The organism is Leptothoe sp. EHU-05/26/07-4, from assembly GCF_043421015.1.
Lineage (GTDB): Bacteria > Cyanobacteriota > Cyanobacteriia > Phormidesmidales > Phormidesmidaceae > Leptothoe > Leptothoe turfae.
This window is the reverse complement of sequence record NZ_JAXSQV010000004.1, coordinates 88,568-106,146: the sequence shown is the minus strand read 5'-3', so window position 1 is coordinate 106,146 and position 17,579 is coordinate 88,568. Positions and strand designations below refer to the sequence as shown.

General features: G+C 48.1%; 21 protein-coding genes. 18 read left to right on the top strand and 3 right to left on the bottom strand.

What is annotated here, in order from left to right; all coding sequences use genetic code 11:
- Positions 1 to 37: 37 nt before the first annotated feature.
- The 3 genes from U2F10_RS13500 to rplC are packed head-to-tail and all read right to left on the bottom strand — an operon-like array spanning position 38 to position 1,625.
- The gene (locus U2F10_RS13500; RefSeq protein WP_163661960.1) at positions 38 to 343 is read right to left on the bottom strand and encodes a 50S ribosomal protein L23; all 306 of its coding nucleotides are present in this window, start codon (positions 341 to 343) and stop codon (positions 38 to 40) included.
- Entirely contained in the window at positions 336 to 968 is a 633-nt protein-coding gene (gene rplD / locus U2F10_RS13495; RefSeq protein ID WP_499872427.1) for a 50S ribosomal protein L4, read from the bottom strand. Before rplD ends, U2F10_RS13500 begins: the two co-directional genes overlap by 8 nt.
- A gap of 18 nt (positions 969 to 986) precedes the next feature.
- Positions 987 to 1,625: a 50S ribosomal protein L3 gene (gene rplC, locus U2F10_RS13490; RefSeq protein ID WP_490795605.1), complete on the bottom strand. Its 639-nt coding sequence runs from the start codon at positions 1,623 to 1,625 to the stop codon at positions 987 to 989.
- Positions 1,626 to 2,092: 467 nt separating this feature from the next.
- Between rplC and ndhN the strand changes: the two genes are divergently transcribed.
- The 18 genes from ndhN (at position 2,093) to U2F10_RS13400 (ending at position 17,569) form a co-directional block, all read left to right on the top strand.
- Positions 2,093 to 2,566 (top strand): NAD(P)H-quinone oxidoreductase subunit N, encoded by a 474-nt coding sequence (ndhN, locus tag U2F10_RS13485; RefSeq protein WP_163661966.1) that lies wholly within the window; start codon positions 2,093 to 2,095, stop codon positions 2,564 to 2,566.
- A 90-nt stretch (positions 2,567 to 2,656) separates the two neighbouring features.
- Positions 2,657 to 3,802: a circadian clock protein LdpA gene (gene ldpA, locus U2F10_RS13480; RefSeq protein WP_163703010.1), complete on the top strand. Its 1,146-nt coding sequence runs from the start codon at positions 2,657 to 2,659 to the stop codon at positions 3,800 to 3,802.
- A 99-nt stretch (positions 3,803 to 3,901) separates the two neighbouring features.
- Positions 3,902 to 5,686: a R3H domain-containing nucleic acid-binding protein gene (locus U2F10_RS13475; protein WP_499872424.1), complete on the top strand. Its 1,785-nt coding sequence runs from the start codon at positions 3,902 to 3,904 to the stop codon at positions 5,684 to 5,686.
- A gap of 127 nt (positions 5,687 to 5,813) precedes the next feature.
- Positions 5,814 to 6,224 (top strand): photosystem II protein Psb27, encoded by a 411-nt coding sequence (gene psb27, locus U2F10_RS13470; RefSeq protein ID WP_163661969.1) that lies wholly within the window; start codon positions 5,814 to 5,816, stop codon positions 6,222 to 6,224.
- A gap of 216 nt (positions 6,225 to 6,440) precedes the next feature.
- A complete protein-coding gene (gene rpmJ, locus U2F10_RS13465) occupies positions 6,441 to 6,554 on the top strand; it encodes a 50S ribosomal protein L36 (RefSeq protein ID WP_006515920.1) in 114 nt (37 codons plus the stop codon).
- Positions 6,555 to 6,660: 106 nt separating this feature from the next.
- Positions 6,661 to 7,041 (top strand): 30S ribosomal protein S13, encoded by a 381-nt coding sequence (rpsM, locus tag U2F10_RS13460; RefSeq protein ID WP_163661971.1) that lies wholly within the window; start codon positions 6,661 to 6,663, stop codon positions 7,039 to 7,041.
- Positions 7,042 to 7,210: 169 nt separating this feature from the next.
- Positions 7,211 to 7,603: a 30S ribosomal protein S11 gene (gene rpsK, locus U2F10_RS13455; RefSeq protein WP_163661973.1), complete on the top strand. Its 393-nt coding sequence runs from the start codon at positions 7,211 to 7,213 to the stop codon at positions 7,601 to 7,603.
- Between the two features lie 66 nt (positions 7,604 to 7,669).
- Complete coding sequence (locus tag U2F10_RS13450; protein ID WP_006515923.1) at positions 7,670 to 8,617, top strand: DNA-directed RNA polymerase subunit alpha; 948 nt, start codon at positions 7,670 to 7,672, stop codon at positions 8,615 to 8,617.
- 94 nt (positions 8,618 to 8,711) lie between these two features.
- Positions 8,712 to 9,062 carry a 50S ribosomal protein L17 gene (gene rplQ / locus U2F10_RS13445; RefSeq protein ID WP_006515924.1) on the top strand — a complete coding sequence of 117 codons (351 nt, stop codon included), beginning with the start codon at positions 8,712 to 8,714 and terminating at the stop codon, positions 9,060 to 9,062.
- Positions 9,063 to 9,071: 9 nt separating this feature from the next.
- On the top strand, positions 9,072 to 9,950 hold the full coding sequence (gene truA / locus U2F10_RS13440; RefSeq protein ID WP_499061290.1) for a tRNA pseudouridine(38-40) synthase TruA: 879 nt from the start codon (positions 9,072 to 9,074) through the stop codon (positions 9,948 to 9,950).
- Positions 9,951 to 10,039: 89 nt separating this feature from the next.
- A complete protein-coding gene (rplM, locus tag U2F10_RS13435) occupies positions 10,040 to 10,471 on the top strand; it encodes a 50S ribosomal protein L13 (RefSeq protein WP_163661979.1) in 432 nt (143 codons plus the stop codon).
- 48 nt (positions 10,472 to 10,519) lie between these two features.
- Positions 10,520 to 10,930, top strand: coding sequence for a 30S ribosomal protein S9 (gene rpsI / locus U2F10_RS13430; protein WP_006515927.1), 411 nt, complete (start codon positions 10,520 to 10,522; stop codon positions 10,928 to 10,930).
- 49 nt (positions 10,931 to 10,979) lie between these two features.
- Complete coding sequence (gene rpmE / locus U2F10_RS13425) at positions 10,980 to 11,222, top strand: 50S ribosomal protein L31 (protein ID WP_006515928.1); 243 nt, start codon at positions 10,980 to 10,982, stop codon at positions 11,220 to 11,222.
- A gap of 106 nt (positions 11,223 to 11,328) precedes the next feature.
- Positions 11,329 to 12,432, top strand: a complete 1,104-nt coding sequence (gene prfA / locus U2F10_RS13420) for a peptide chain release factor 1 (protein WP_163661980.1) — start codon at positions 11,329 to 11,331, stop codon at positions 12,430 to 12,432.
- A 109-nt stretch (positions 12,433 to 12,541) separates the two neighbouring features.
- Positions 12,542 to 13,819 (top strand): metallophosphoesterase family protein, encoded by a 1,278-nt coding sequence (locus U2F10_RS13415; protein ID WP_499872422.1) that lies wholly within the window; start codon positions 12,542 to 12,544, stop codon positions 13,817 to 13,819.
- A 57-nt stretch (positions 13,820 to 13,876) separates the two neighbouring features.
- Positions 13,877 to 14,659, top strand: a complete 783-nt coding sequence (locus U2F10_RS13410) for a tetratricopeptide repeat protein (RefSeq protein ID WP_499872420.1) — start codon at positions 13,877 to 13,879, stop codon at positions 14,657 to 14,659.
- A gap of 131 nt (positions 14,660 to 14,790) precedes the next feature.
- Positions 14,791 to 16,419, top strand: coding sequence for a M48 family metallopeptidase (locus U2F10_RS13405; RefSeq protein ID WP_499872418.1), 1,629 nt, complete (start codon positions 14,791 to 14,793; stop codon positions 16,417 to 16,419).
- Between the two features lie 709 nt (positions 16,420 to 17,128).
- Positions 17,129 to 17,569, top strand: a complete 441-nt coding sequence (locus U2F10_RS13400; protein ID WP_163703012.1) for an RNA recognition motif domain-containing protein — start codon at positions 17,129 to 17,131, stop codon at positions 17,567 to 17,569.
- Positions 17,570 to 17,579 lie beyond the last annotated feature (10 nt).

Genomic DNA, 17,579 nt, shown 5'->3' with positions numbered 1-17,579 from the left:
TTATCTACAAACTAATTGAGTAGTGCTAAAGCCGGTACTAGACATCTGGGAAAAGAGGAATGCTATCACCCTCAGCGAGAGTCACAACTGCTCGCTTATAGGTAGGCTTATAGCCTATAAAACGACCAAGGCGCTTCTTCTTACGAGGCGGATTCATAGTACTAATGCCAGTCACTTTGACATCAAACAATGCTTCAATCGCTGCCTTAATTTCAGTTTTTGTAGCTTTTGGAGCAACCTCAAAGGTGTACTGATTATTTTCCAGATTGAGGGTCGCTTTTTCACTAATAATTGGCTTCCGAACAATGTCGGGCAGATCTCGGGGGTCAATTGCCTTAGGCACTGTACACCTCCTGAATTTTCTCGAGAGCTTTTGCTGTCACCACTAGCTTGTCAGCTAGAACGATGTCGTAAGCATTGAGATTAGTAGCCAAAATCAATTTGATGTTGGCCACATTACGCACAGAGCGATAGACCACTTCATTTTTCTCAGCTGTGATCATCAAAACTTTCTGCTCAACATCAACTCCCCAACGTTCCAGAGCTGAAAGCACTTCTTTCGTCTTAGGAGCTGAGAGTTGATCAGCAAAGTTTTCAACAACGACCATGTCATCCACTCGACTTTGGAATGCTGTACGCAGGGCTAAACGACGCTCCTTGCGATTCATCTTGACATCGAAGTCACGAGGTTTGGGACCAAAGATAACCCCACCTCCACGCCACAATGGAGAACGGTTAGAACCAGCACGAGCTCGACCGGTACCTTTTTGACGCCACGGCTTACGGCCACCTCCACGCACCTCGGAACGCGTCTTTGAAGACAACGTGCCTTGGCGAGAATTATGCATCTGACGCACAATGGCGCGATGCACTATATGAGCAGCGTTGTCTTCCTTGGCAACGCTTAGATCAAGGGTGGCAGTACCTGCATCAGCCCCTTGCCAGTCTTTTATTACGCAATCAACCATGATAAGTTCTTAGCCCCCTTATTTCTTGCCGACAATATTTGCAGGGGCGATGTTCAATAGTGCGCCTGGCTTACCAGGAACAGCACCTTTAACCAGCAGAACACTACGCTCACTATCTACCTTTACGACCGCAAGCTTGCGCACAGTAACTTGCACATTACCTAATTGACCGGCCATTTTCTTACCAGGGTAGACTCGGCCAGGTGTTGTACCAGGTCCGATAGAACCAGGTAGGCGATGATTCTTGGAGCCGTGACTCATTGGACCACGACTAAAGTTGTGACGCTTTTGGTTACCTGCAAACCCTTTACCAATGCTCTTACCAGAGATATCTACTAGTTGACCAGCTTCAAAAATATCCGCTGCAACAGTTTGACCCAACTCAAATGACGAGCTGTCATCAACACGATACTCACGCAGATGACGCAGACTAGGAGCTCCTGCCTTTTTGAGATGACCTAATTCAGGCTTAGTCAATGCCTTCTCCGCTACTTCCTGATAGCCAATCTGCACGGCGCAGTAGCCATCGGTTTGCTGCGTTTTAACCTGAGTAACGACACAGGGGCCTGCTTGAATGACAGTTACCGGTACTGCGTTACCAGCGTCATCAAACACCTGAGTCATTCCCAGTTTTGTCCCGAGAATACCGACAGACACAATCAATCTCCCTAAACATTTCAGCTAAACTGTGGTGATTCACAGCCAGCACTTTGAGCCCCTTGTTTTTTCACAGCGGGGGCAATTACCCGGAAAGACAGACAAATGCAAAGAGCACTTACCCGCTCTCCAGAAATTCAACCGTATTTGATTGAATATTTTGAACATTAGCCAGGGCATACAAACAACCTCAATACCTTTGATGTATTGAGACACAACCCTTTGAGCCGTTAAAGTTGCGCCTTAGACTTAAGCAGCAGCACCACTTAGTATCTAGCTTGGCAGCGGTTTATAATAATACAGACATTTGAGATACTTGTCCATTATTTTATCAAATTAAATTTGAAATCCTAATTTGATAAAGCTTTGAATGCAAAGAACCTGCCGTGTTTTTATCAAAGGTGACGTTTAACCGGCCTAATATATGTAGTAGAGCAACCACCATTTAGGCACTGTTTGCATAAGTTATGGGATTACTTGTATTCGGCAATCGATTTGTTCGGGATTTAGAGAGCAACGGTGCACTGGCAGTGCAGGTACCGTTGGAGGGTGGCTTCGAAGGCCGCTATCAGCGACGCATGCGGGCATCAGGTTATGAAAGTTTACACATGACGGCCCGTGGGCTGGGGGATTTATCAGCTTACTTAGGTGATGTACACGGTGTCCGCCCTCCCCATTTAGGTAAGAAAAGTATGGGGCAAGCCGCTGTCGGAGATCGCTATTTTGTGCCAGCCGTGTTGGATTATCGCCTAGAGCGTATGGCTAAAGGCATGAAGGGTATTTTGCTCTGGTTAATTGAGGGACATATTTTATCTAGCCAAGAATTGGCATTCTTAACAACCCTATGTGAATCCGACTCCCGCATCAAAGTGGTTGTTGAACTAGGTGGTGACCGCTCATTTAAGTGGTTTCCGCTTAAGGACGCTGTTAAATCTGCATAGGTCGACCATTGGCCAACCAGAAACTGGCCAAAAAAGAACATTTGTTCTAATTTGACTGCAGAGTATTTTGCTAAGCGATAGTATAGGTGGGTGACTATTCCCCTAAATCCGCTAGATTCCCTGAGACTTGGACAATGGTTCAAGCTTATTTGTGGCGCTAGTTATCAAGATGTCTCAAAAGTCCGTAATTTGTCCCTGGTGTATAGCCTTGCAGGGGCAGATTGCGTTGATGTAGCAGCTGATCTGGCAGTGGTACAGGCTGCCACTGATGGAATAACTGCATCACAGTTTGTGACACCAACTGGCTCTGGCAGACGTCCGTGGTTGATGGTGAGTTTTAATGATGGTCAAGATCCTCACTTCCGCAAAGCGTGGTTTGATGGCCGAAAATGCCCTGTCAATTGCCCCCGTCCTTGCGAGCGAGTATGCCCAGCTGATGCGATCTCGTTACTTTCAGACAAACCTGGGCTGTCAGGGTTGGGGGTAATTGCTGAACGCTGTTATGGCTGTGGCCGTTGTTTGCCGGTCTGTCCCTATGGTTTGCTGAAAGAGAACGCATTTACTGTAGCCGCAGGTGAGCTCGTACCCACACTGATTCCCTTCATCGATGCAATTGAAATCCACACTCAAATTGGTCGACAGATTGAATTTCAGCGCCTATGGCAGCAAATTGCTTCTTATATTCCGCAGCTGAAGTTGGTGGCCGTCAGTTGCCCCGACAGCGAGGCTTACGGCATCACCATTGTTGACTATCTAACTGAGCTCTATCAGTTAATGGATCCTAAGCCCAACCAATTGCTGTGGCAGACGGACGGACGACCCATGAGCGGCGATATTGGTAGGGGAACAACCCTTGCGACGGTTCGGCTAGCTGAAAAGGTCTTAAACGCTCGTTTACCTGGCTATGTTCAACTAGCAGGCGGAACCAACGACTATACGGTGGCTAAGTTGCGATCGCTAAATTTGCTCAAGCCTCGCCTACAGTCTCTTGGAGAGACTAACTCCAACACCATAGGGATTCACGGGATTGCCTATGGTAGCTACGCCCGTCGATTATTGAACCTGGGAGATGGCCATCTCGAAGATGAGCCAGAGCAGCTATGGCAGCAGGTTAACTTAGCGCTGGGCTTGGTAAGTCAGATTAAGCCTGATATCCGGAACGCCACCAGTATTTCACACTTCTTAAAACAAGAGAACTATCCAAAACCAAGCTCAGCTGCGACGGTTCCCCCATAGGAGGTAGCTGTAGTCAGGCAAGCCAGTTTGACTCCTATGGCTGAAAACCTGGCTCGATTCTACCTATTTTTAAATATTCCTTTTTAGTTTCCCGAATCTATGGCTCGTTCAGACGAATATCAATCTACGCCTGAATCGACTGCTGCACTTTCTAAAAGCAGTGCTCCAATTCATGACGACCTGGATCAGCTTTTAAGTATCCTGCCTGAAGGCCTGCGGGCTCCCCTGAGTAATCACCCTCAGCGTTCTCAGCTAATTGAGGTCATCCTAGATTTAGGTAGACGACCCGAAGCTAGATTTCCAGGCAAGGCAGACTATCTTTCAGAGCAGGTTATTTCCAAGGAAGATTTACAGCACTGTATTGAACGGGTTGGGACGTTTGGGGGTGATAATCGCGCTGGAATTGAGAAAACGCTACACCGCATTAGTGCTATGCGGAACCGAGCTGGAACCATTATTGGCCTGACCTGTCGAGTGGGTCGAGCTGTTTTTGGTACGGTCGAAATGATTCGTGACCTGGTTGAAGCAGGCCAGTCAATTTTACTGCTGGGCAGACCAGGTGTGGGCAAAACTACTGCTCTACGCGAAATTGCTCGCGTCTTAGCAGATGACCTTGATAAACGCGTCGTCATTATAGACACGTCCAACGAAATTGCTGGTGATGGAGACATACCTCACCCTGCCATCGGTCGAGCCCGCCGTATGCAAGTAGCTCGACCGGAACAACAGCACCAAGTCATGATCGAGGCCGTTGAAAACCATACCCCCGAAGTCATTATCATTGATGAAATCGGTACTGAGCTCGAAGCACTAGCAGCCCGAACTATTGCAGAAAGAGGGGTACAGCTAGTGGGTACCGCCCATGGTAACCAACTAGAAAACCTGATCAAAAATCCAACTCTGGCTGACCTCATTGGCGGTATTCAAACGGTCACCCTAGGAGATGATGAAGCTCGTCGTCGGGGTAGCCAAAAAAGTGTTTTGGAACGCAAAGCTCCACCCACATTTGACATGGCCATTGAAATGCTGGAGCGACAACGGTGGGTTGTCCATGAGGATGTAGCAGCTACGGTTGATCATCTATTGCGCGGGCGCATGTCGGAAACCCAGGTTCGGACGGTGGGAGAAAACGGCAAAGTCTCCATTACCCATGAACTACCGGATATTGTTAGTCAAAGGCGCACCACTCGACGGACTCAGCGAGGTTGGCGCGAGGCTGGCCAAATGGAACCCGTTGCACAACGAGCTCGCCAGCATGGCACCAAGGCACCGACGCCACTGCCCGTACCTAATGCTACTGATGAGTTTCAAGCCTTGTTGGATCGGCAACTGGATACAAGTAGTTTGGAGCTGTCCACACCAGTGGGGCCTAATGGGGAAGATTTGGTGCCGCTTTATCCCTATGGCATTAGCCGTGAACAGCTACATCATGTCATTGATACGCTGAAACTTCCGGTATCAATTACCAAGGAGCTTGGGGTGGCTCAAGCAGTGTTGGCATTGCGATCGCATGTGCGAAACCACTCTAAACTCAAAACCATTGCAAAATCGCGTCAACTTCCTATTTACACCGTCAAATCCAATACCATTCCACAGATCACACGGGCCCTGCAACGTCTTCTAGATATTGACCCTAGAGATCAATCAGCAGCTATTGATCTTTCTCTCTTTACTCGCCAAGGCGAAGATGATGAACTCGAAGCCCTTGAAGAAGCAAGGCTAGCAGTTGAGCAAATTGTGATTCCTAAAGGACAACCCGTCGAATTATTACCCCGCTCCGCAAAAATCCGAAAAATGCAACACGAATTAGCCGAGCACTATCGACTTAAGTCCTTGAGTTTTGGGGATGAACCCAACCGTCGGCTACGTATTTTTCCCGCCTAAATATCGCCATACCTATGGGTGCCATACACCTAAACGTTCTCCTGAGTACCCCATTCAGATAAGATAATCACCACAGGCCCAATGGCCAGGCACACAATTGGAGCCATCTGTAATTGGGAATAAGTTTATGAAACGTATTTTGTCTCGTTTGTTTGCATTTACCCTAGTGGCCATCCTAGGTCTCACTGGCTGCGGTGGTGACGGCATGGGAGCTGACGGACTCAGCGGTAACTATCGCCAAGACACCATGGCAGTTGTAGAAACCCTCAGAACCGCCATTGAGCTACCCGCAGATGCTCCAAACCTCCCTGAGGTTCGCTCCCAAGCCAGACAACAGATCAATGCATTCTCAGCTCGCTATCGTCGATCTGCAAATGCAGCTAGTCTAAGTTCCTTTGCCACCATGCAAACAGCAGTGAATGCGCTGGCAGGCCACTATAGTTCCTATCCCAATCGCCCTATTCCCGCAAAGCTGAAGGCTCGGTTAGAACAAGAGTTTAAGCAAGTCGAAGCTGCACTGCGTCGAGAATCGGCTTAGCTAATAATTAACAGTCACAAATACCCAAAAAAGCCTCGCCGGAATCCGGCGAGGCTTTTTTGGGTATTCCCATGGCAATTTACATCTACTAATGGCTATATCGAGTAGCAAGCGAGCTCAAGACACATCAACTGTCCATAACAAAAATTAATTGACCGCTTGTTAAGCTATTTGCTAGAATCACACTTCTGTAGGCAAGTTTTTTACATTTTCAGCATGAAAGTACGGGCATCCGTCAAGAAGATGTGCGACAAGTGCCGGGTGATCCGTCGGCGCGGTCGAGTGATGGTTATTTGTTCTAACCCCAAGCATAAGCAACGCCAGGGTTAGCCACTGTAACGAGTTTAACGATTTATTTCACATTCAACTGAGCGGTTGCCAACTGACATGTCAGTGCCAACGTAACCGCACGGCAGCAAACTAGGGAGAAAGCACGGTGGCACGTATTGCAGGCGTTGACCTACCAAGGGATAAGCGCATTGAGATTGGTTTAACTTACATCTACGGTATCGGCCTGAGTCGGTCCAAAGAGATCCTGGAAAAAACTGGGGTCAACGCCGATATTCGCGTTAAGGATTTGGCCGATAGCGATGTAGCAAAACTACGGGAAGTGGTTGAAAACGACTATCAAATCGAAGGTGATTTGAGACGTTGGGAAAGTATGAACATCAAGCGGCTAATGGATATTGGCTGCTACAGAGGACGTCGCCATCGGTCAGGACTGCCCGTGCGTGGTCAGCGGACTCGCACTAATGCGCGCACACGTCGTGGTAAGCGCTTGGCTATTGCTGGCAAGAAGAAGCCTGGTAAGAAATAAAACCTGACGACGCAATCTGTAGGTGATCTTTACATTCCAAGGGTTGCCGATTTAGACATGCGTGCTACAACAGGAAAGGCATTTTGGCAAGGAATTGGCAATCAGGTGGGTCACTAGTCGGCGACTACACAGGTTTTTAAAGAGTTAACGTTTTCGGAATACAGGAACTATGGCTAAAGGCGTCAAGCGCGCGGGTGGACGCAAACCCCGGAAGAATGTCCCCAACGGTGTTGTCCACATTCAATCAACATTTAACAACACCATTGTGACTATTACAGATACCAAAGGTGATGCAGTTTCATGGGCATCAGCTGGTTCCAGCGGCTTTAAAGGTGCCAAGAAAGGAACTCCCTTTGCAGCTCAAACAGCAGCCGACAGTGCTGCCCGTCGAGCTATGGACCAAGGAATGCGTCAGGTTGAAGTCATGGTTAGTGGCCCTGGTGCTGGTCGTGAAACGGCCATTCGTGCTCTTCAAGGGGCTGGGTTAGAAATCACTTTAATTCGTGATGTGACGCCTATTCCCCACAACGGCTGCCGCCCACCCAAGCGCCGCCGCGTCTAATTTTTTTTAACCTATCAGCTAAAAAGTTAGCCACCAGGCAATAGCTATCTAAGGGAGGTCACTGTAGTGGGACAGTTTAAAATTGAATGTGTAGAATCAATCGTCGAAGACGATCAGAGCCAATTTAGTCGTTTTGTACTCGAACCTCTTGAGCGTAGTCAAGGGATCACAGTTGGTAACGCACTCAGACGGGTTTTACTCTCAAATATTGAGGGTGCTGCTATCACAGCGGTGCGCATGGCAGGGGCAAATCATGAGTTTGCAACAATTCCAGGGGTACGTGAGGATGTGCTTGATATCATTCTGAACCTCAAGGAAGTTGTTGTTAAGACCTACACAAACCAACCTCAGATTGGCCGCCTAGCTGTACAAGGTCCTGCAACTGTAACGGCAGCGCATTTTGAGTTGCCTGCTGAAGTTGAGCTTATTAACCCAGATCATTACGTGGCCTCAGTTGCGCAGGGTCACACACTTGAAATGGAGTTTCGGGTAGAAAATGGTCATGGTTACCGTGCTGTCAGCAACAATCGCGATGAAGCAACAGCCCTAGACTTCATGCAAATTGACGCTGTCTTTATGCCAGTAAGAAAGGTCAATTATTCAGTTGAAGAGACAATCGTTGGTGCCGATCAGCCTAAAGATCGCTTACTGATGGAAGTTAGTACGAATGGTAGTCTGACGCCTCAGCAGGCAATGAGCCAGGCAGCGGATATTCTGATAGACCTGTTTAACCCACTCAAGGATGTTACCCTTGAGCCCAAGCGGGATGAAGACGTCAAAGAGGAAGACACCACTTATCAGATTCCAATTGAAGAATTACAGCTGTCTGTACGTGCCTATAACTGTTTGAAGCGAGCGCAGATTAATTCTGTGTCTGATTTGCTGGACTACAGCCAAGAAGATCTCCTTGAGATTAAGAACTTTGGTCAGAAGTCAGCGGAAGAGGTGATTGATTCACTACAACATCGATTGGGAATTACCCTACCTATCGAAAAACCGGCTAAACAATCTTAGGCCTAACGCCTTGGCCTTGAGTGTTTTCAGGCCAATCTCTCCGAAGCCCAAGGCTTCGGTTTTTTCTTGTCTATTTGCTAACAGAGGAGACCCTATGCGCCATCGTTGTCGTACGCCCCATCTGGGCAAACCTGCAGATCAGCGTCGTGCTTTGTTGCGATCGCTAACTACTGAACTCATTCGTCACGGTCGGATCAAAACCACACTCACTCGAGCCAAAGCCGTCCGTTCCGAAGCCGAGCGTATGATCACCCTAGCCAAGGAAGGTTCCCTGGCGGCTCGCCGTCGAGCCATGGGGTACATGTACGACAAAGACCTTGTTCATTCTTTGTTTGAACAAGCCCCCTCTCGATATGCTGAGCGTCAGGGTGGCTATACTCGCATCGTGCGCACAATTAGCCGCCGAGGTGACAATTCAGTGATGGCCATTATTGAGCTCACCTAGTTCCCATTGATGGCTAATCGTACGCCCGCTAAGCAGCTCGAAGCTGTCCCTAAAGCCAACCAAGGTAACCAACGGGTAGCCATTGTTATTCAATATCAGGGCACCCATTTTTATGGATGGCAACGTCAGCCGGAAAAACGTACGGTACAAGCGGAGATTGAGGCAGCGATCGCGTCATTACTGGGTTATCACGTCACCATTCATGGCGCAGGGCGTACTGATACGGGGGTACATGCGGCAGCCCAAGTAGCCCACTTTGATGCTCCTAAAATCATCCCAGCCTACCGTTGGGCATCTATACTTAATCATCGATTAAGTGAAGACATCGTGATTCGCGCTGCGGCTCAGGTTCCCGATGATTGGCATGCCCAATATTCGGCCAAATGGCGACGGTATCGATACACCATCTACACCGATGCCTATCCCAATCTCTTTGTTCGTCCCTACGCATGGCATTTTTACCATGAGCCGCTGGACGATCAGCTAATGCAGTCGGCATTAACCCCCATGGTGGGTTATCATGAGCTAACTGCGTTTCATCGCGCGGGATCTAGTCGTGCCCATTCGTGGGTTGAGTTGCAGGCGGCTGAATGTTCCCGCTGTGGACCGTTTGTTCAGGTTGAGCTGCAAGCTGCCGGTTTTCTGTACGGCATGGTGCGCCTGGTGATGGGCTTGCTAGTGAGTGTGGGACGCCGCCGCTTAACCCCTGCTGCTTTTACTGAACTATGGCAGTCAGGGCGTCGTGACTTGGTTAAGCATGCCGCACCGGCTCGAGGACTTTGTCTGTTGCGAGTCGGTTACCAACATTTCCCCTTTGCACCGGATGCTTGGTTTGATACTCAACCACAGCTAACGCTGCATTCCACCACCAAGAATTTGGCTGTTTAGATTGCTGTGGGCAATCGTTGAGATGTTACTCAACACTCTTAGAAAAAGAAGCAGCCTTTCATCCAGTTCGTTGATATCAGAGCCTAAGCATGTTTAAGACCTACATTCCCCCTGTCCAAGAAATTGACAAGAAGTGGTACGTTGTCGATGCGGCTGACAAGCGCCTTGGTCGTCTAGCAACAGAAATTGCCAATATCTTGCGTGGTAAAAATAAACCCACCTTCACCCCCAATATGGATACGGGTGACTTTGTTATCGTAATTAATGCTGAGAAGGTTAACGTTACCGGTAACAAGCGTCAGCAAAAACTCTACCGCCGTCACTCTGGTCGTCCTGGTGGAATGAAGGTTGAAACATTTGACCAACTACAGAACCGGATTCCTGAGCGCATTATTGAAAAGGCTGTTAAAGGAATGCTGCCTAAGAATGCTCTCGGACGTAAGCTGTTTACCAATCTGAAAGTCTATGCAGGTCCTGAGCATCCCCACGCTGCTCAACAGCCTGAAACAATCAGCCTTTAGGAGTCGACCTCATAGTATTTAGCAGTATTTACAGGAGAGCATAATTCCATGTCAGAAGGACAGTCCGATCGCGTTGTTTATTGGGGTACTGGCCGTCGCAAGGCATCTGTCGCCCGCGTACGCTTAGTTCCAGGAGAAGGCAAGCTTTTTGTCAACGGTAAACCCGGTGAAGATCATCTTCAGAACAACTCTGCCTACTTGTCAGCAACCAAAGCTCCGCTAGAGACTCTAGGCCTGGAAGGTGACTACGATATTTTAGTTAATGTTCGTGGTGGTGGATTGACTGGTCAAGCTGATGCCATCAAGCTCGGTGTAGCTCGAGCTCTGTGTGAACTAGACCCTGCAAACCGTGGTCCTTTAAAGATTGAAGGTTATCTAACCCGTGATCCCCGTTGTAAGGAGCGTAAGAAGTACGGTTTGAAGAAAGCCCGTAAAGCCTCCCAGTTCTCCAAGCGTTAAGTTTGGATTCTATCTATTTTTTAGATCATCTCACTACCGGATTAGAACAATGCCAAAAGCTGATATTCATCCCGAGTGGTATCCTGACGCTAAGGTTTACTGCGACGGCAAGTTAATTATGACTGTGGGCTCTACTAAGCCCGAGCTTCACGTTGATGTATGGTCTGGCAACCATCCCTTTTACACAGGAACGCAGAAAATCATTGACACTGAGGGTCGTGTAGAGCGCTTCTTACGTAAGTACGGCATGGCCGACGATAAGGCCAAAACAGCTGATAGCTCAGAAGGCTAGCTGCTCATAACGTCATCTTGAATCCGAAGGATTATTGTATCCTTCGGATATTTTTTATTTGACATTTCTTCTAGCCCGAATCCGCTGAAATCATTGAGCAAATCCCATGGCTGAGCAATATCTACTCGACAAATTAAAGTCGGTTGACCAAACTTTTGAAGAACTCACCCGCCGCCTTGCCGACCCGGATGTGGCAAAAGATCCGACTGAGTTCCAAAAAATTGCCAAGGCGCGGGCGTCATTAGAGGAAACTATCACCACCTATAACGACTGGAAAAAAGCTCAGTCAGACTGCGAGGGCGCTCAAGAAGTTCTGAAAGAGTCCGCAGGGGACGAGGAACTTCGAGAAATGGCAGCCATGGAAGTCAAGGAACTTCAGGCAACCATTGGTGACCTAGAAAACCGCCTCAAAATTCTTCTGTTACCACGCGATCCCAATGACGATAAAAATATTATGTTGGAGATCCGAGCAGGTGCTGGTGGCGATGAGGCTGGCATTTGGGCAGGGGATTTGTTGCGGATGTACTCCCGCTATTCTGAGGGGCAGGGTTGGAAGGTACAGACAGTTAGTCAGTCGGTCGCTGATATGGGTGGCTGCAAAGAAGCCATTCTAGAAATTACAGGCGACCAAGTTTACAGCAAACTCAAGTTTGAAGCAGGCGTCCATCGCGTGCAACGGGTGCCTGCCACAGAAACTAGCGGTCGAGTGCACACATCGACAGCAACCGTGGCAGTGATGCCAGAAGTGGACGATGTGGAAGTTAAAATTGATTCCAAAGATATTGAACTGACCACAGCACGTTCTGGTGGTGCAGGTGGTCAGAATGTCAACAAGGTAGAAACAGCCGTAGACTTATTCCATAAACCTACAGGTATTCGAATTTTCTGTACGGAAGAGCGATCGCAGCTACAAAACCGAGAGCGCGCTATGCAAATTTTGCGGGCTAAGCTTTACGAAATGATGCTCCAAGAGCAACAAGCAGAAGTCACTGATATGCGACGCTCTCAGGTAGGGACCGGCTCACGCTCAGAGAAAATTCGCACCTATAACTATAAGGATAACCGAGTCACGGACCACCGTCTGGGACAAAACTTTAGCCTATCCCCCGCGTTAGAAGGAGACATTGAAATCATGGTGCAGTCCTGCATCACCCAAGACCAACAGGCTAAATTAGAACAGCTGGCGGCTGAAACTGATACGCCTGTTTAAGATAGCCTCCGGGATGATGCCCCCATGCTCTGGGTAAGTAGTCATTAGTTTTATTTGACAACCTCCAGCTCAAAACTAAAATTAATCACTCACATTCATTCCCTTTACCATGGCGAAATTTCTGCACATTGCCGATGTACATCTGGGATTTGATCGTTACAACAGCAAGGTACGCACCACCGATTTTTTCCATACGCTGTGGGATGTGTTGGAGCGTTATGCTATCCAGACACGTGTAGACTTTGTAGTCATTGCCGGTGATCTGTTTGAACATCGAATGATTCAACCGGCTATTTTGAATCAGGCTCAGCTCTGTCTCCAGCAGTTGCAGAGTGCGGGTATTCCAGCAATTGCCATTGAAGGCAATCATGACAACTGTCCCTATGGCACTAAGACCAGTTGGCTACGCTATTTATCAGACTGGGGATTACTCACACTGCTAGAGCCCAGTCAAGATGAAGCGATGTACACCCCTTGGAATGAGGCAACAAAACGGGGTGGCTATATTGATCTTGACTGTGGTGTGCGAGTACTCGGCTCTAACTGGTATGGTGCTGCTGCCCCTAAGGCCATCGAACAAATTGCACAGGCTATAGAAACATTGCCTGTAGGCCCCGGCTCAACTGTTTTACTCTTCCATCATGGTTTAGAAGGGCAAATTGCTCGTTACTCTGGAGCGTTACGCTATGGCGATTTATTGCCTCTTAAAAAAGCTGGTGTGCACTACGTCGGTCTAGGGCATATCCATAAGCACTACACCGTCGATAACTGGGTTTTTAATCCTGGCTCCCTTGAAGCCAACAATATTGAGGAGGGGGGTCTGGAGCGCGGCGCTCTTCTAGTGGAAATCAATAATGGCCAAGTGGATGCTCAGCTACAAACTGAATATCGACAGCGTCCGATTATTCGTCTGTCCTTAAAATTACGGGGGCAAGAAGCGCTAGAGGATATTGAAGGGCTAGCCCTTAAGGTCATTGACCGGGCAATGGAGCAAAAACGCCTCATCCCTGCGGAGCAGCCCATTGTGGAACTGCGGATTGAAGGGCAGATCGGTTTTGAGCGCTTAGAACTTGATACCAGAAAATTGCAAAGCTTATTGCAAGAACACTGTAGTGCATTAATTTTTCTACTTAGGTATGAAGTTGAAAACGTTGAGTACGGCACGCCATTGCCGGACGATGCTGATCGTCATCAAATTGAACGAGAGATTTTCACCGATCTGCTAACAGCTCACAATGTCTATAAAAAACGAGCACAGCCCCTTGCCGCAGGTTTGATCGATCTCAAAGAACAACAGCTTACTGGTGTAAATGAAGAGACTCTCTACACACTGGTTGAACAGATATTAAACCCACCGACGAAAGCATCTCCTGGCCATTCGGGTTAAGATTGCGTCAAACTTGTGTCCCCTGCACTGCCGTCAATAACATCAGAGGATATCTGCATGGGTTTAGATCGATCACCGGACTATTTGATTAAAACCGGGCTAGCTGCACTCAAGCAAAAAGATTATGAGCGTGCGATCGCAACGTTTACACAGCTCAGTCAAGCGGATGGGGTCAGCACAAACCATCGACTCAAAGCTCAAATGGGTCTTATTCGTACCTATGAAGCCCAAGGAGCGAATATCCAGGCCCAAACCCTATGCAAATCTCTACTAAACAGCCATAGTCAGGCTATTCGTCAATGGGCCCACGATAAATTAAAACATTTAGAGACTGACCAACCATCAATAAAGAGACCCAATAGCACACCTGAAGCACCCCAGAGTAGAGGGTTTGTCCCTGAGAGCAGCGGCTTTATCCCTTTTAACGACCAGACACCGACCGTCAATCAAACACCCCCCTCAAAAGACAGTATTTCCTCACCAGACATCCAACCAACATTGGCTGAAGACGGCCCTAGCCAATCGCTAACGCACAGTGAGCAAACCATTGCTGACAGTCGTGGACTTTCTAACCAGACATTAAACGTACAGCCTCAGTCCACCAACGACCTCACTCACCAAACTGTAGGCAGATCGTCTTTGTTCCATTATGAAACGCTCAACACTAAACAAGATTTGAGCACCATTGACACAGGCGTCAATCAAGTGCCGAAAAGTACGCCAACTGCTGCATCCACACCACAGCAAACTAGCACGTCCACACAACGGCCAAAGCCACAGCCCCCTAAACAGCAACAATCCCCTCACCAAAAACAACAAGACTCTCCCCCCACCCTCTAGCTTCTGCACCTCCACCACATGGCCCTGACACTTGGCCCCAAGGCACTCGCCTCAGAGCCCTGAAATCTCTAGGTAAAGTCAGTAAAGGGAAACTTTGGTTTGCTCAAATAACAACAATCCCAATTCTTTTTTTGGTAATTCGTTGGTCGCTAAAAACTAGCCTGATCTTTATTCGCGGCTACTTACAGTTTCTCGATCGGATCTTACCGATCAATATTAGACCAGCCCCATTTTTTTGGGGTAACCAGACCTGGACAGTCCTGATTGGATTGGGACTATTGACGTTGGCAGCGCCCTGGTTATGGGCATTGCTTTTACGCCCTTCTGAACAAATCACCCATCAACAATTACAAAACTACAGCCCGGAAGCTGCTCAGTTATTACGACGTCTCTGCACAAATCGACGCTGGAAATTTCCCACAATTCAGCTAATAGACAGTGAACTAGCCGTTATTTTTTCCTATGGCTGGCAGCCTCGCGTTGGTCAACTGGTGGTCAGCCAGGGGCTACTCGATCGCCTACAGCCCGATGAGTTGGCCGCAATCATCATGTATGAAATCAGCCACTGGCCCAAACTTGATTGGATCTTGTTTTCCGGACTAGGGCTGTTATTACAAGGATGCCATCGTGTCTATTGGTTCTTGGCACGGCACGGCGAGCATCGCCCAATCCTCATCCAGTGGACTGCTGGTACACTCGCCACTCTTAGTTATTGTATGTTTTGGCTACTGGCCAAGATCGGGTGTAGCTTAGCGCGTATTCGCACGCCCTATCGAGATCGCATCGCCACCGAACTTACGGGCAATCCCAATGGCCTTGTACGGGCACTGGCCAAATTGTCACAAGCCAACGCAGAGGCTATCGCCCAGCAAGGCTACACACCTCCTTTATTGGAAAGTTTGGACTTAATGCTGCCAGTTGGATTGGAAGAAACGGGGACATCGGTGCAGCAGTATGCTTGGGGAGCGTTTAATCCATTGCGGCACTGGCTATCCATCAATCAAGCCCACCCACCCCTAGGAGATAGACTCTATACCCTAGGGGCTTATGGACGGCATTGGCGACTCAAACCGAGTCTCAACTTTGCCCATCTGACCCTCAAAAATAGAGCGCGCATTCTCTCTGCCCATGATTGGCAAGAACTCCTATCCCAGGGGGGCGGATGGTCTGGATTAATCGTGGGGTTGGGTGTAGCAGGTGTAATGTGGCTCATTGGTGCGATCGCGACAAGCCTCGATTTCCCTCTACTGGATTGGCTTTATAAAGATCGCAGCATTCTCATTGGTATCCCTCTGATCTGTGCCGCAACTGGCCAGTTACTAAGGATCAATCCCTTTTTTCCAGAAATCAGCAACACTCAGCCAAAAAGTGAAGCACACCTAACAAGCTGGCAAAAAGATCCTACGCTGATTCCCCTCAGTCATCGACCTGTAACTATCAAAGGTACTCTGACAGGCCGCCCAGCCTTAGCAAACTGGCTAGGTCAAGAATGGCGACTACGCACACCCCAAAACTGCATTAAACTGCATTACACCAACCACTTTGGCCCCTTGGGCAATATCAAAAGCCTCACCCCTTGGCTCCAACAGTCATTACAGGTAACCGGATGGTTTCGCCGAGGACATCACCTCTGGATTGATATTGACCGCCTCCAAAACGATCAAAACCAAATCAAGATTGCTCAACATCCCATATGGGCTACCATTAGCAGCCTCTGCCCTTTGGCGTACGGCCTTTGGCTCATCTTCAAAGGCGGCTGACCATACCGACACGTTGCACCCATTACCAGAAAATGTTAAATATTGTAAATGAGTACTGATTGCCTAATTTCGTTTCAGATTGTTTATTTAGCAATTTGTCGTTGGGCATCGGGTTCTCCTACTCTCAACACAGCAAACCAGCCCTACTAAAGTGGCTGGTTTTTTTATTACACAGATGCTGTTGTTTTGAAAAAATGGTTTAACGATAAATCATTTACTTATATCAATTGTCTTTCCCTTCGAGTAAATGCCCTCAATGGTTTTACCCACGGAAGGGACAAAACAGACCAATACACTTGATGGCATACTCTACGCTATCTTTAGGGAGCTTCACCAAAAAAACCACTGAATAGCTTGGCTAGGCATCGGACAGCGTGATACCTTGAAGGTGTAGAGATACGTCATAGTTCTCATTGAATATAATGAGAATTCTCTGGTAACGATAGTGATGAGTAGTCGTTTTAGTTGACTGTTACCAGAGTTTTAAAGTGATTTTTGCAGACCCCTAAGTAGGGTTGTTAGCTCATCAACGTAGTTGCTCGCTTAAAATGGCCAGTTTTTTTGCTGCGGTTCGTCACCTGTTAATCATTTCAAGCCACAGTTACAAGCTATTTTCTAGAGATTTCCAAGCTCTGGTAGGGCTAGTTGGCTAATTTTTTGTTTGCCTATCCGCCGCAGTTGTTTTTTAGATTTTTTTAAGAGGTATCCCATGTCAGTGCGCTTATATATTGGCAACCTACCCCGCGATCTAGAACGCGAGGAGTTTGAAGCTGTCTTCTCAGAAGACGTGGATAATATCGTTTCAGTAAAATTGATTGCTGACCGAAAGACTGGCAAGTGCCGCGGCTTTGGGTTCGTAACTGTTAAAACTGATGAGATCGCAGACACCCTTGTTACCAAGTACAATGGCCAGGCTTTGCAAGACATCACTCTAAAGGTTGAGAAAGCAATGCCCCGTACCAAAGAAAATGAGGGCGCTAATGCTAGTAGCGGAAACAATAATCGAAAGGGCGGTAAGCGTAACGGCGGTGGACGTAAGCCTGCTACCTATTCCTCCCCAGCTCCTGAAAGCACACAGCCCGATCCTCGATGGGCTTCCGATTTGGAAAAGCTCAAGGAAATGCTAGCTGCCCAAACAACTGCTTCATAGAAGCGCCCTC